The organism is Shewanella sp. A22 (assembly GCF_053850585.1).
Window position 1 is genome coordinate 64,402 of record NZ_JBSQBN010000002.1, and the last position, 14,335, is coordinate 78,736.

The 14,335-nt window shown below is 39.2% G+C and carries 11 protein-coding genes; 7 read left to right on the forward strand and 4 right to left on the reverse strand.

Going from position 1 to position 14,335, the window contains the following annotated elements; all coding sequences use genetic code 11:
- Positions 1 to 221: 221 nt before the first annotated feature.
- Complete coding sequence (rsmF, locus tag ACWXWT_RS00925) at positions 222 to 1,673, reverse strand: 16S rRNA (cytosine(1407)-C(5))-methyltransferase RsmF (protein WP_456039743.1); 1,452 nt, start codon at positions 1,671 to 1,673, stop codon at positions 222 to 224.
- 123 nt (positions 1,674 to 1,796) lie between these two features.
- Between rsmF and ACWXWT_RS00930 the strand changes: the two genes are divergently transcribed.
- Positions 1,797 to 3,023 (forward strand): nucleoside recognition domain-containing protein, encoded by a 1,227-nt coding sequence (locus tag ACWXWT_RS00930; protein WP_456039744.1) that lies wholly within the window; start codon positions 1,797 to 1,799, stop codon positions 3,021 to 3,023.
- A 76-nt stretch (positions 3,024 to 3,099) separates the two neighbouring features.
- On the opposite strand, the gene ACWXWT_RS00935 is transcribed toward ACWXWT_RS00930, so the two are convergent.
- Genes ACWXWT_RS00935 through ACWXWT_RS00945 form a run of 3 tightly spaced genes read right to left on the reverse strand, consistent with a single transcriptional unit; the run spans position 3,100 to position 7,052 of the window.
- Positions 3,100 to 5,745 (reverse strand): MlaD family protein, encoded by a 2,646-nt coding sequence (locus ACWXWT_RS00935; protein WP_456039745.1) that lies wholly within the window; start codon positions 5,743 to 5,745, stop codon positions 3,100 to 3,102.
- Complete coding sequence (locus ACWXWT_RS00940; RefSeq protein WP_456039746.1) at positions 5,732 to 6,433, reverse strand: paraquat-inducible protein A; 702 nt, start codon at positions 6,431 to 6,433, stop codon at positions 5,732 to 5,734. The genes ACWXWT_RS00935 and ACWXWT_RS00940 overlap by 14 nt, the downstream gene beginning before the upstream one ends.
- Positions 6,426 to 7,052 (reverse strand): paraquat-inducible protein A, encoded by a 627-nt coding sequence (locus ACWXWT_RS00945; protein ID WP_456039747.1) that lies wholly within the window; start codon positions 7,050 to 7,052, stop codon positions 6,426 to 6,428. Before ACWXWT_RS00945 ends, ACWXWT_RS00940 begins: the two co-directional genes overlap by 8 nt.
- Before the next feature lie 211 nt (positions 7,053 to 7,263).
- On the opposite strand from ACWXWT_RS00945, the gene ACWXWT_RS00950 reads away from it, so the two are divergent.
- The 6 genes from ACWXWT_RS00950 to ACWXWT_RS00975 all read left to right on the forward strand — a co-directional run bounded on the left by ACWXWT_RS00950 (position 7,264) and on the right by ACWXWT_RS00975 (position 14,029).
- On the forward strand, positions 7,264 to 7,557 hold the full coding sequence (locus ACWXWT_RS00950; RefSeq protein ID WP_456039748.1) for a YebG family protein: 294 nt from the start codon (positions 7,264 to 7,266) through the stop codon (positions 7,555 to 7,557).
- Positions 7,558 to 7,606: 49 nt separating this feature from the next.
- Complete coding sequence (locus ACWXWT_RS00955; protein ID WP_456039749.1) at positions 7,607 to 8,065, forward strand: GAF domain-containing protein; 459 nt, start codon at positions 7,607 to 7,609, stop codon at positions 8,063 to 8,065.
- Positions 8,066 to 8,342: 277 nt separating this feature from the next.
- A complete protein-coding gene (gene proQ, locus ACWXWT_RS00960) occupies positions 8,343 to 8,954 on the forward strand; it encodes an RNA chaperone ProQ (RefSeq protein ID WP_456039750.1) in 612 nt (203 codons plus the stop codon).
- Positions 8,955 to 8,975: 21 nt separating this feature from the next.
- A complete protein-coding gene (gene prc / locus ACWXWT_RS00965) occupies positions 8,976 to 11,027 on the forward strand; it encodes a carboxy terminal-processing peptidase (RefSeq protein ID WP_456039751.1) in 2,052 nt (683 codons plus the stop codon).
- Between the two features lie 134 nt (positions 11,028 to 11,161).
- A complete protein-coding gene (pepN, locus tag ACWXWT_RS00970; protein ID WP_456039752.1) occupies positions 11,162 to 13,723 on the forward strand; it encodes an aminopeptidase N in 2,562 nt (853 codons plus the stop codon).
- A gap of 90 nt (positions 13,724 to 13,813) precedes the next feature.
- A complete protein-coding gene (locus ACWXWT_RS00975) occupies positions 13,814 to 14,029 on the forward strand; it encodes a DUF2835 domain-containing protein (RefSeq protein ID WP_456039753.1) in 216 nt (71 codons plus the stop codon).
- Positions 14,030 to 14,335: the final 306 nt, after the last annotated feature.

A 14,335-nucleotide genomic window follows, 5' to 3' on the forward strand; every position in this document is an offset into this window, starting at 1 on the left:
GCTCTAGTTAGAGCCTTGCGCTACTGATAAAAGCTAAACAGTTTAAAATTGATTCTGTTTAACCCATTAACCTAAATAAACTCTAATCATATTATAGTCAGCTCTTTTTATTTTGCCTTAATGCAACTCACTTTTTTTAACTTGTTAGAACTCATTTTAATAAACCCTAATATTATCAATATATTAAATATTCAGTTTAGTTAATGAAATGGGTACCCAGTTTATAATGTTGAATTAACGTTATCGCGTACTAATTCTCGAGGTAAATTATTTTTAAGTCGATGGCCTAAATGTTTTACGATGCCTAGTACGACATTGTGATAACTCACTAACATTTCACCGTGCGGTGTGACAACTAAATCTTGTTGAACTGTTTCTAAAAAGGTATTTACAGCAATATCGCGACCCATGAGAAAGTCTTTAGCTTGTGATGTGTTTAGCTCAATCGTTTTAGAGGACTGAGTGGTGCTCGATAACGCTATTATGGTTTCATGCTTAGCTTTGTAACCTTTTTTCATCGCATCTGCGAGTTTAATGCCAATACGCTGAAAACGCATTTTGCCAATAAAAGGAGTAAATTGTGTTGGAAATAACCAATATTCGTCGTCACGCAGCATGATAGTATCATTTTGAGGTAAGTCGATAGCGAAGCTGTCTTTAAAATATTGTCGTAACTCGGTTTGTTGCTTATCGTTTGCAATATTAAAAGGAAAGTTTTTTTGTAATTTAGGCTGTTTTTTCTGGCGGTCAACTGAAGCTGTTTTGCGTATTTTGGCAACGAAGAATCCTTCACTGTCATAAATTTGTGGCCAAACATGTAAAAAACCTTCTTCAGTGCACGCTTTGTCTGCACCATCAAATAATTCAGCCAGTGACACAAATTCAACCGCATCAGGATAAGTTTGCTGTAAGTGATGACAGATATGTTGGTTTTCTAACTGGCTCAGGGTACACGTTGAATAAACTAAAGTCCCACCAGGCTTTAACGCTAAAAATGCGGATTCAATAAGATCTTTTTGGGTTTCAGCAATCGAAGTTACATCATCAATATCCCAATGTTTTAATGCTAAAGGGTCTTTACGAACGGTTCCTTCGCCGCCACAAGGAGCATCCAATAAAATAGCATCAAAGGACTCAAATAAATATTCACCAAAGACTCTACCATCAAAATGAGTTAGGGCGGTGTGGCTTGCCCCCATGCGCGATACATTGGCGTGTAAAACTTTAACGCGACTGGCTGAATATTCATTCGCTACTAATAAACCATTGTTATTCATCAATGCAGCGATTTGAGTGGCTTTAGAACCAGGTGCTGAAGCTACATCTAATACAATTTCAGGGGCGGTGTTGTTGGCAAATAATGCCGTCGGTGGCAGCATGGAACTGGCTTCTTGGATATAAAATAACCCTTGAATATGTTCGATAGCATTGCCTAGTTGAATATCATCTTTACCTTCAATCCAAAAGCCATCTTTACACCATGGTATGGCAGATAAATGCCAACCTGCTTGATCCATGATGTCGGCAAATGCTTTTGTGGTAATTTTTAAGGTGTTTACCCTAATTGATTTACGCAGTGGTTTGTCGCAAAAGGCGATAAAGTCGTTCATTGAAAGGTGAGAAGGGATTTCTTGCTCAATGTGACGAATAAAATTGGGGTTTAATTGGATCATATTAAAGATAATAAATTATTTTTTAGCTGAATTAGCGCGATCATAACACGGAATTGTTACTTCTGATCGTCAATGATTACTGTATATTAGGTGACATATAGCAACAGTATGATGGAGTGATGTGTGCTAAACCGAGTATGGTTATTATTTTTTGTTGTGGCTTTAGTTTCAATTGTCATTCAACTGATTGGCGGAAATGTTGATGTATTAAGTGAAGCCGTAGCGGCTCTGTTTGCCAGTGCAAAATTAGCGGCTGATATCTCCCTTGGCTTAATCGGTGTGTTAGCGTTATGGATGGGATTGATGCAAGTCGGTGAGAAGGCTGGTGTGGTGAGTTTATTTGCCCGAATATTTGAACCTTTACTGTCAAAATTGATGCCTGAAGTGCCCCGAGGGCATGTCGCTTATGGCAGCATTAGTATGAATCTTACTGCTAATATGTTGGGGCTGGACAATGCAGCAACGCCTTTAGGCTTAAAAGCGATGCATGATCTGCAATCCCTTAATCCCGTTAAATCAGTCGCAACTAATGCTCAAATTTTATTTTTAGTGTTAAATACTTCTTCAGTAACATTGGTTCCAGTGACAGTATTTCTTTATCGCGCACAGCAAGGTGCTGCCAATCCTGCAGATATCTTTTTACCCATTTTATTAGCCACTAGTGTATCCACTGTAGTGGGGTTGTTGGTTGTTGCGTTAGTACAGCGTATTTCGTTAATCAATAGTGTTGTTTTGGCTTATGCGGCAACTATTATGAGCGTATTTATGGCTGGGATTGCTTATTTGGTTACGTTATCGGCCGATGCTATAGGGCAAGTGTCCATGGTGTTAGGTAACGGAATACTGTTGTTGCTTATATTAAGTTTTATTTTGGTCGCAGGATATCGCAAAATAGCCGTGTATGATGAGTTTGTCGATGGAGCTAAGCAGGGCTTTAACCAAGCAATTCAATTAATTCCATATTTACTGGCAATGCTATTAGCTATTGGATTTCTTAGGGCTTCAGGGGCATTAGACTATGCGCTACAACTGTTAGCTAGCGGTGTTAGTGCATTAGGCGCCGATACACGCTTTATTGATGCGATGCCAACTGCATTTATGAAACCTTTTAGTGGTTCTGGGGCACGGGCGATGATGTTAGAAACCATGAGTCATCACGGAGTTGATTCTTTTGCGGGACGACTCGCGGCTATTTTACAAGGCAGTACTGAAACAACATTCTATGTATTAGCCGTTTACTTTGGTTCGGTAGGGATCCGTAACGGTCGCCATGCATTAAGTTGTGGTTTAGCGGCAGATTTTGCCGGTATTACAGCTGCTATAGGTGTGTGCTATTGGTTTTATGGTTAAATATCAAATAGTTTTAAAGTAAAAGCAAAAGCCGATAAACGATTGGCCTTTGCTTTTTTGAATGGTTATTATTTCATTATTTGGCTTGTATAGGCCGCCATTTTGACCATTCATCTTGCATACTCTGATGCAATGGGAAACGGTCGGTAGCACTAATACGGTTGCTCTGTGAGGTTGTCTCTTGCGTTGCAAAGGCAATACCGCCAGCAAGTATAGTTTCCAATGATCCTGTTTCTAACTGTGCACCTGAAAATAATCCAACGTCTAACTTAATGCCAGATGCATCCCAAAATTGGCTAGTTTGGTTAATTAAGTGACTATATTCAGCATTTACGTGGGCAAATAAGCTGATTTCAATCCCTGAGTCATCTAACAAATAGCCATCAATCTGTCCGACTTTAATACCGCGGAAAAATAACGGTGTGCCGACTTTGATTGAACCTAATTGGTCATCAACTAATTGGAATGTTAATGCATCTTTTGGCACGTTAGCCTCAAAACTAGAATGTGGTTGAGCAACAAAATGATCAATAATTTCTGGGTTGCTACCAGGTATAACACCAATGTAAGGGCCTGTTAATAATGTTTCTGGGGCATTAATACCGGCTAAAGAAATTTGTGCATCAACAATGAAGTATTCTGTGTCACTAGCACTAAAGTGACTGGCGTAATGACCATAAATATAAGCCTGTGCATTAAGGGAGTTTAGATCTTGGTTGAGCTTAACCTGTGACACTTCACCAATTTGATGACCTTGATAACGAATAGCCGCTTTTTCTGTCACTTTAGTATTTACTGGAAGAGTGAGGTTAATGACCTTTGCCTGCATCAGAGCTAATTGCTTTGTATCATACAAACGAAGATTAACTTGATGATTGTCGTCATCGAGGATGTCATCTATATGCCCAAGGGTAATACTTCCCTTTATGGCGCCTTTAAGTGGCGCAACGTTGATGTCGACTCCTGCTAAACTAGCATTGATGGTAATAGCATCATTTCGCCAAAAAACCGTATTCGATTTAATTAACGGAACAAATTTCTTATCAATATTTATATCTATATTAAATTTATCCGTTTTAGCGAGCCAATTGACCTGGCTTACTGAACCTACTTGCATTTTTTTGTAATAAATAGGTGATCCTTTGGCTAGATCCGCCCCATCTATACTGGTTAAAGTAAAGGAGGCCATTTGTTGTTGAGTATATAGCGTTTGGGCCGACTCAATTGATTCATGTAACCTTAATTGGCTATTAGCTGCTATTAGCGTTTTGCTATCTCCTGGAATTAAACTAATTGCCCCTTCAAGCAGAGTCGTAATGTCACGTGTTTTGACATTAACCCCTTCGAGAGAAGCACTTATCGCTAAAGCACTTTCAGGAACAAAGAAGCTTCCTTTTGTGAGTAAATTCTTAAACTCCGGTTGTATTTCAATATTATATTCAACAGATGAAAAATCTTTACTCAAGTTAATACTGGTGATCTGGCCAATTGGCAACTGTTTATATCGAACTTGGGCACCATTACTCACACCTGTATGGGTGCTGGCAACTACAGATAATTTAAGCTTGTTTTGATTGAGTAGGTCTGGGGCGTGTGATGCTAATTCAAATTGCATTGTTTCATCCGAAGCTTTAGTACCCGGTAAGACATTAATCACACTACCAGTGACCAACCTACTGACGTTTTTGACACCTTTTAACGATAGCTCAGCACCACTTAGCCAAAATTGGCTATCGCTAGTAATGAGTGCCTTATAGGGATGCTCGACACGCGCGTTAAATTGCACTCCAGTTTGGGTTAAGCTGACTTTTTCAATTTCGCCAATAGCCAAACCACGATAGATGATGGTGGTTCCTTCATTTACATCGTCGCTGTTTGGTGAAGTTAACTTAAAATGAATACCTCCAATAGCGGCAAGTTCATCTTCGTATAGTGTATAGGCATCACCATTTTGGGCTTTTTCTGTGTTGGTTCCTGTATCAAAACTGATCCCGCCAGCCAAAATTGACGCGATACTTTCGGTCGTGACTTTTATTCCCGCTAAAGATGCATCAACTTTTAAGCCTGATACATTCCAAAAATGCGAGTCTTTATTGACTAAATGAGCATATTGCTCTTGTACAAATGCGCTGATAATAATTTGCTTATTACCGTCAAGACGGTAACTGACGACACTGCCGACAGGTGCTTGACGAAAAAAGACCGGTGAACCAACATCGATAGATCCCAGCTTGGGTGCTTTTAATTCGATCATGATGCCTTCACTGCCGGGGAGAATCGCAGGCGCTTCACGTTGTGCTTCAAATTCAGTTGCTGAGCGTCCTTCTCCTGGCTGAATAGCAATATAATTACCCGAAAATAAAGTATCTAATCCTTCAACGCCAGTAATACTTGCTTTAGGTTTTACCAACCAAAAAAGCGTATTTTTGTTTAAAAATGGGTCGGCTCGATAATCCATTACCACTTTTACATTCACGCCTTTAAGATCATCATCAATACCAATGTCGGTTACTTTTCCGACCGACAAACCTTGGTATTTAACGAGTGTCTTACCAATATCGATTCCGGCCGCACTGGGAAAGTGAATTAAAATTTCTATTCCGGATTCTTTGATGCTTTTTACACCTAGCCAAGCACCTAAAATTAAAGCAACTACAGGCAATAACCATACTGGCGAGAATAACTTTTTCTTCACTATTTTAGGCGATTCAATTTGTGTCATTAGTGTGTTCCAAGCGGTCCCAGAGTAAGCGAGTGTCTAACACTTTTGCCGCAAGCTGTGTTAGTAAGATAACTAATGCAAATGCTGTTGCAGCAGGTGCAGGTTTTGCATCAAGTAGTTGCCCCATATTCACTAAAGCAACGGTTAAGGAAATCACAAATAAATCAAGCATTGACCACCGTCCGATCCATTCAATAATGTGAAAACCGACCATTAATTTTCTTTTGGATATAGGCAAGTTAAAACTGATTGCTGTTAAATAAGTGGCTAAACCGATAATTTTAAGCCAAGGTACCAAAATACTGGCAGTGAAAACAATAATTGCAATAGGAAACATGCCCGTTTTGACTAAATGACTAATACCGCTAAATATAGTGTCATTTGTCACTACTCCACGGTTCGTTAACAACGTAATTGGATAGATATTGGCAAGCACAAGTAAAATGGTAGCGGTGATCAGCAAGGCCCAACTCTGTTGAATACTAGCGTAATTACGACTGCTTAATTGGCTAAAGCAGCGGCGACAATGGCTGTTTTTTGTTGAATTAAGCTTACGGCAGATAGGGCATAAACATAAGCCAATCTTTTGTCCCTGTAAATGTGTAGTCGTCTCCTCTTTTGACTCTAAAACGGAGAGATTATGACTGGTTGAGATTTCTTCTGCTGCAGTAATAGGAGTATTAGGCATCGACATAACTCCACATGTGTTCAAGGTTATATTCTCGCTGTAAGAATAATATAATCACGAATAACATCGTAAAACTTAATGTACCCATACCAAAATACACATCAGAGAAGTCTGATAACTGAAATGCAGAAACTAAAAAGCTGATGACATAAATTTCTAACATGGTCATTTGTGATATAACACCATGGTTTTTCAATAAGGTTGTATATGCCCTCTGCCAAAATGAACCATGTAGCGTTAATTTGACAATAACGACCTGCGTCAAAATTGACAAAATAAGTAATCCAGGCGCGATAACTGCTGCGACCATTACCGCTAAGCCAACAACCCAATATCCCTCAGACCAAACCGTTATAGCCGCCTGAGTCACGGTTGTTGTGCGTACACTACCTAGAAAGTGGATTTCCAGTACGGGTAAAAGGTTTGCCGGAATAAAAATGATTAACGCAGTGACACATAACGCCAACATGCCATTTATGGAACAATAAGGGGAGTCATATAATGCAGAATGACAACGTGGACATAACGCTCTAGCACTGGAGGGCAGCGCACGTCTTCGTACAGCCAAATCACATGATCGGCATAGCGTGATTGCGTCGTGGTCATCAAATTCATGCATGAAGAATGAGTCTAATCCATAGTGAAATAAATTGTTGGGTAGCGAAGAGTTAAACCTCTTTGCGTTGCCTTATATCGGCGGATAAATGAATCGTTTGTTCAACATCTCAATTTTCTGAGCTTGATAATATCAGAATAATCAGAACACTTGCATCATAAGTTAATTATGTGAGATTCTACGCACTGTATATAAAAACAGTAAGGATTACATCATGGCAGTTATAACCCAATTTGTTGTGGTCAGAGAAGGGGTCGAAAAAATGACATTTATATCGAAAAAAGAGGCTGATGCCTACGATAAGATGCTTGATATTTCCGATAACCTAGTCCCTTTTCTTACTAAGGCAGACCTCGGGCTTGATGAAAATAAATGCGAACAGTTGGCTTTTTATCTAGCAAACAATAAAGATGAGCTTTCTAACTTGCTAAAAGGCGCTGTACAGGTTAAAAACGCTCCTGCAACTAAAGCCAAAAAGGCTGCGGCTAAAAATACATCAACGCAGTAGCAATGTTCATTGCAATACTTTGAGTGAACATCGGCGTTAAGGAATGGGAATGAAAACCGAATTTTACCAAACATTAACTCGTCAAGCACAAGCTTTGCTTGACGGTGAAGATGATTTGATTGCGGCAATGGCAAATTTTTCAGCATTGCTAAATGACAACTTAGCAGACATTAATTGGGCTGGTTTTTATATAAAACGTGGTGAACAATTAGTTTTGGGGCCTTTTCAAGGTAAAGTAGCCTGCACTCGAATTATGATTGGTAAAGGTGTTTGTGGTACTGCAGCTGCCATGAATAGCACGCAACGAGTGGCAGATGTACATCAATTTTCCGGCCACATAGCGTGTGATTCTGCCAGTAATTCTGAAATAGTGATCCCAATTAGACAGGGTGATGAGGTTGTGGCAGTGTTAGATATCGACAGCCCATTACTTAACCGCTTTGATGAAGATGATCAAATAGGTTTAGAAAACATGGTAAAAAGTTTCGAAACTTGCCTATTTGGTTAAATAGCGAGCAAATTAGTTTAAATCATGGTCGCATTCGCTGCCGTGAGCTTTATAATATGTCACAGTGCGCATTTTTCTGAATTGAGTTATTAGCGATGAAATAAGCTAACAGTCAGTTTGGTTAAATTGTTAAGGTTTGTTTCAATGACTTTAGCAAACGAGCGGATAGTGATAATTTGTATGTTGGGCTTTAACGATAAGGCTCAACGAAAGATGAACGACTGCATGGCAAATTTTATGCCGTTTAATCAGTCCCTTTATTAACGTGGAAGTAAAAATGGAATCAACAGACAAGTTGACCGACACCAACGCAATTTTAGCGTATTTATATGAAACCTTTCCTTTATGCTTTATTGCTGAAGGTGAAACTAAACCATTAAAAATTGGTTTGTTTCAAGATTTGGCTGAACGGTTAGCTGATGATTCTAAAGTCAGTAAAACACAATTACGTGTGGCGCTTCGTCGTTACACCAGCAGCTGGCGCTATTTGAAAGGCGTTAAAGCGGGTGCAAAACGTATCGATCTTGACGGAAATGAGTGTGCTGAATTAGAACAAGAACATATCGACCATGCTCTTGCAACACTAAAAGAAAGCCAAGATAAAGCCAAGGCAAAGCGTCAAGCGTTAGCGCCTAAAAAGCCTGCTAAAAAAGCAGCGCCTAAACGTGCTCCTGCAGTTAAAAAAGAGCGTCCAGCTCCTGTTGTTACTCCAGCCGTAACACTTGTGCCAGCTAAACTTGAAGACTTAAAACAAAAGCAACGAGTTAATGTTAAATTAGGCGCCACTCCTGTTCCGGGTGTTGTGACTGACATTAATAAAGAAGATGTGCTTGTTCAGTTAGATACTGGCTTATCCATCAAAGTACGTGCAGAGCACATACTATTATAGAAATTTAAGGAGTACTTGTTGATGCGAAAACTTACCTTGGCCGCGTCAATTGCCAGTTTATTTGTCGGTTTTTCGGCATGGGCAATTTCACCAACGATTCAAATCAGCGAGTTACCTAAACTAGCACAAGAGCCACAGCATAAAGTGGCAAGTAAGCGAGTAACCACATTGTTTACTCGCTCGCATTATCATCGCTTTAATCTTGATGATGCTTTTTCTGCGCAAATCTATTCTCGTTTTCTTGAGCAACTTGATTATCGTCGTAATGTATTAACAATGACCGATATAGAGGGCTTTAACCAATATCAAAATCAGTTTGATAATATGGTCGAATCGGGTGATATTTCACCTGCATTTGCTATGTACGACGTGGTACAAAAACGTCGATATGAACGTTTTGCTTATGCCTTGTCTTTACTTGATAAAGAATTTGATTTTACTAAAGCGGGCGACGTGTATGAATTTGATCGTAAAGATGCCCAATGGCCGAAAGACGAAGCTGAAGTTAATGAGTTATGGCGACAACGTGTTAAATACGATGCGCTAAATCTAAAGTTAACGGGCAAAAAGTGGCCTGAAATTGTTGAAGTACTCGATAAACGTTATAACAATGCTATTAAGCGTTTAAGCCAAACCCAGAGTGAAGATGTGTTTCAGACGGTAATGAATGCCTTCGCACGCAGTGTTGAACCTCATACAAGTTACTTATCACCTCGCAATGCAGAACGTTTTCAAATGGAAATGAATCTTAGCTTAGAGGGAATTGGTGCGGTACTACAAATGGATGATGACTATACGGTCATCAAAAGTTTAGTGGCTGGAGGACCTGCTGCTAGCAGCGAAAAACTGTCACCGGAAGACAAGATTGTTGGTGTCGGTCAAAAAGATGGCGACATTGTCGATGTAATTGGTTGGCGTTTAGATGATGTTGTCGATCTTATCAAAGGGCCAAAAGGCAGTGAAGTTGTCTTGCAAATTTTACCTAAAAAAGGTGGTGCCAATGCTAAGCCATTTGAAGTGGTCATTACCCGAGATAAAATTCGTTTAGAAGATCGCGCGGCAACGTCAAAAGTGGTAGAGCCTAAAGAAGGCCAATATGCTAATCGTAAAGTCGGGGTTATACAAATTCCTGGTTTTTATATGAATTTGTCACAAGATGTTGCCAAAGAAATCGCTAAACTTGAGAAAGACAATGTTGAAGGCATTATTATTGACCTTAGAGGTAATGGTGGTGGCGCGTTAACGGAAGCAACATTATTGACGGGTTTATTTATTGATATGGGACCAGTGGTTCAAATTCGTGATGCCAATGGTGGTATCAATCAAAATCGTGATAATGATGGCGTTAGTGCTTACAGTGGTCCATTAACGGTAATGGTTGATCGCTATAGTGCATCAGCATCTGAGATTTTTGCAGCAGCTTTGCAAGATTATGACCGGGCTCTTATCGTGGGTGAATCGACCTTTGGTAAAGGGACTGTTCAACAACATAAAAGTTTAGGTCGCATTTACGATATGTATGATAAACCTATTGGACACGTGCAATATACCATCGCTAAATTTTATCGTATTAATGGTGGCAGTACTCAATTAAAAGGTGTTACCCCTGATTTACGATTCCCCAGTGCGTTAGAACCTGGAGAATATGGCGAGTCAGAAGAAAAGAATGCTCTGCCTTGGGATAAAGTACCTGTAGCCCGCTATTCGACTTTGGGTAACATAACCCCAATGTTAATTAAAAATCTTGAGGTGAAACATCAACAGCGCATTAGCAAAGATGTAGAGTTTAGTTATATTTATCAAGATATTAAAGAGTTCAAAAAACATCATAAAGATAAGACGATATCACTTGTTGAAAGTGAACGTATTGCCTCTCGTGAGGATGATGATAAGCGTGCTTTGGATCGAGCCAATGCTCGCCGTGTTCATGAAGGCCTAGCGGCTGTGAAGTCTTTAGATGATATTGAAAAGACTGATGACAGCAAATTGCCTGATGCCTTTTTGGATGAAACCGCTTATATCACTCTCGATATGGCGGATGCAGAAAAAATAGCCAAAACGCACGTAAACTAATTTATAGCTACTGTAAAAAAACGCGCCTAGGCGCGTTTTTTCTTAATCACAATAATTCAAGATAATACCAATTCGATAACCTTCATCTACACATTTCATCATATTGGTATTAGTACTGTTCAAAAGGACCCTGTATGAACCAAGCGCAAGAAAAGCATCTAAAAGATTATACAAAGCCAACTTTTACGATTTCTCATGTTGATTTAAACGTTATTCTCGATGGTAAAAATACTAAAGTCACTGCCGTGAGTAAAGTGATCCGTAATGGTGAGCATCAACATGATTTAGTGCTTGATGGTGAACAACTTTCACTGAGTTCTGTCAAACTAAATGGTGTAGCGGCGAATTACCGTCAGCACGATAACCAATTGTTAATTAGCACAGAACAAAATGAGTTTGAGTTAGAGGTTATTACTTTGCTTGATCCTGAGGCTAACTCGAGCCTTGAAGGTCTTTACATGTCTGATGGTGCCTATTGTACTCAGTGTGAGGCCGAAGGATTTCGCAGGATCACATACTTTTTAGATAGACCCGATGTGCTGGCTATTTATACCGTACGAATTGAAGCTGAGAAGCAAGTATTTCCTTTCTTGCTAAGTAACGGTAATTTAGTCGATAAAGGTGAAATGCCTCGCTCCGGTCGTCATTTTGTAAAGTGGCATGACCCCTTTCCAAAACCAAGTTACTTATTTGCATTGGTCGCGGGTGATTTTGATTTACTTAATGATAGCTATACGACTCAATCAGGTCGTGAAGTCAAATTGCAGGTGTTTGTCGATAAAGGCAATCTACATAAAGCCGATCATGCTATGGCATCACTTAAAAAATCAATGAAGTGGGATGAAACTCGTTTTGGTCTTGAATATGATCTTGATGTTTACATGATAGTTGCTGTCGACTTTTTTAATATGGGCGCGATGGAAAATAAAGGCTTGAATGTGTTTAATACCAAATACGTTCTTGCAGATAAAGCCAGTGCTACAGATGATGATTACCATGGTATTGAATCGGTTGTTGGCCATGAGTATTTTCATAATTGGACCGGGAATCGTGTTACCTGTCGAGATTGGTTCCAACTCAGCTTAAAAGAAGGCTTAACGGTTTTTCGCGATCAAGAATTTAGCTCTGATGTGGGCTCTCGTGCGGTCAATCGCATTCACGCTATTCGAGTCATGAAAAACCAGCAGTTTGCCGAAGATGCAGGACCTATGTCGCATCCAATTCGACCAGAAAGTGTGATTGAAATGAATAATTTCTACACAGTGACGGTTTATGACAAAGGTGCTGAAGTTATTCGCATGATGCACACCATATTAGGTGAAGATGGTTTTCAAGCTGGAATGAAGTGCTATTTTGAACGTCATGATGGTCAAGCTGTCACTTGCGATGATTTTGTTAATGCGATGCAAGATGCTTCAGGTATCGATTTAAGTTTATTTCGTCGGTGGTATAGCCAAGCCGGCACACCAGTTGTGACGGTTAAAGACCATTTTGATGCTAATAAGGGCGAGTACCATTTAACGGTGACTCAACAAGTGATATCAAAAGGTGTCAAAGGCCAAACACTGCATATTCCGTTCAGCATCGAATTGCTTGACAGTGCAGGGGAATCAATTGTTAATAAAGTGCTTGATGTGACTAAAGCCAGCCAAACCTTCGTGTTTGAAGGATTAGACAGTGTGCCTACCGCCTCTTTATTACAAGATTTTTCAGCTCCTGTAAAATTGGTTTATGATTTTAATATTGATCAACTCGTGCATCTTGTGCGTTATGCATCGAGTGAAGTCGCCCGTTGGGAAGCATCTGTTCAGCTAATCAGCCAAACTATATGGAATAATGTAGAACAATTACAACAGCATCAAGTTATGGTCGTTGATACTCGAGTAATAGAAGCTTTTCGAGGTGTCATTTTAGATGCCAATATAGATCAAGCCTTGGTGGCTGAAATCCTGTCGATTCCTACAGCTTCAGCCTTAATTGAGCAAGTTGAACATGTTGATTTAGATGCATTGGCAAAAGCCAGAGAGTTTGTTGTACAAGAACTTGCGTCAGCTTGTGAAGATGAGCTGTTGGTGCGTTATCGAGAGTTGCTTCGTACTGACAATGCAGGTGCTCGAGCATTTAAAAATATTGCGCTATCGTTATTGTCTCAAGTATCTGATACTCATGAGTCATTAGTTGAAAAACAATACTACTCCGCAAGGAATATGACCGATAGTTTAGGTGCTCTGAAAGCCGCTGCTTCTGCTGAATTAACCTGTTTACCTGCTTTACTGAGTGATTTTGAATCTAAATGGCACTCTACGCCGTTAGTGATGGATAAATGGTTAACGTTACAAGCTTTAGTGAATCATCATGATGTGATTGACCGGATTAAAGCGCTTACTAAACACAGTAGTTTTAGTTTTTCTAACCCTAATCGTATACGTTCATTAATAGGGGCATTCGCTGCCGCAAATACTTATCAATTCCACCGTGCAGATGGCGAAGGATACCGTTATTTGACTAAAATCTTGATTAAACTGAATAAGACTAATCCACAAGTAGCATCGAGAATGATTACTCCGCTTATTCAATTTTCAAAATTTGATCAACAACGTCAACATTTAATGAAACAGTGTTTAGAAGAGCTAAAAGCATTGCCTGATTTATCAAAAGATTTATATGAAAAAGTGACGAAATCATTGGCGGAATAAAGACAAACATCGTGGGATATTCAGGCTGATTATTCAGCCTGTGCTATAAATTAAAAAGGAGAGCGAGCTCTCCTTTTTAGGGAGTAATTTATGGAAATATTTTTTTCTCTTAATGTGAGTTATGAAGCTTTTCTACCTTATTACCAAGGACTTGCTGAAAAAGTGCAAGTAAATGATAACCAAGGTCGTGTGTTACATATTAATGGTAAATATTTTAGACCATATTTGACTCCTCAAGGCATACATGGGCAGTTTAAATTAGTCATAAATCAGCAGGGAAGTTTCAAATCACTTGATAAATTATAGAGTATTTACTTCAAACGGTTGATTGATTGCTGGTGTGTAAACTAGCAATCGATGGATATTTATAAGTCTATGAAAATAAACTTTTTTAGCTAATCGTGAAATGCTTGTAAATTTATCGTCAGTGTTAATTCAAATATTGGCTGGTTTTTTTTTGTCTTTTTTAGCCAAACATCGTTAATTTTCTTAAACATTTTCTCTTTTTTGACCTTGCTCAATATAGTTAAATGCTGTAACAATGGTGTTGCCTGTGGGCTAACAAGATGTTGGTTTAAATTCCTATAACAACTAATCCAACAGGTTACGGAG

Bases quoted from the DNA above. Each gene is read 5' to 3' on its own strand.
- proQ (WP_456039750.1), top strand. From the start codon at position 8,343: ATGGAATCAACAGACAAGTTGACCGACACCAACGCAATTTTAGCGTAT.
- ACWXWT_RS00940 (WP_456039746.1), bottom strand. From the start codon at position 6,433: ATGCCTAATACTCCTATTACTGCAGCAGAAGAAATCTCAACCAGTCAT.
- ACWXWT_RS00955 (WP_456039749.1), top strand. From the start codon at position 7,607: ATGAAAACCGAATTTTACCAAACATTAACTCGTCAAGCACAAGCTTTG.
- prc (WP_456039751.1), top strand. From the start codon at position 8,976: ATGCGAAAACTTACCTTGGCCGCGTCAATTGCCAGTTTATTTGTCGGT.
- rsmF (WP_456039743.1), bottom strand. From the start codon at position 1,673: ATGATCCAATTAAACCCCAATTTTATTCGTCACATTGAGCAAGAAATC.
- ACWXWT_RS00950 (WP_456039748.1), top strand. From the start codon at position 7,264: ATGGCAGTTATAACCCAATTTGTTGTGGTCAGAGAAGGGGTCGAAAAA.
- pepN (WP_456039752.1), top strand. From the start codon at position 11,162: ATGAACCAAGCGCAAGAAAAGCATCTAAAAGATTATACAAAGCCAACT.
- ACWXWT_RS00975 (WP_456039753.1), top strand. From the start codon at position 13,814: ATGGAAATATTTTTTTCTCTTAATGTGAGTTATGAAGCTTTTCTACCT.
- ACWXWT_RS00945 (WP_456039747.1), bottom strand. From the start codon at position 7,052: ATGCATGAATTTGATGACCACGACGCAATCACGCTATGCCGATCATGT.
- ACWXWT_RS00935 (WP_456039745.1), bottom strand. From the start codon at position 5,745: ATGACACAAATTGAATCGCCTAAAATAGTGAAGAAAAAGTTATTCTCG.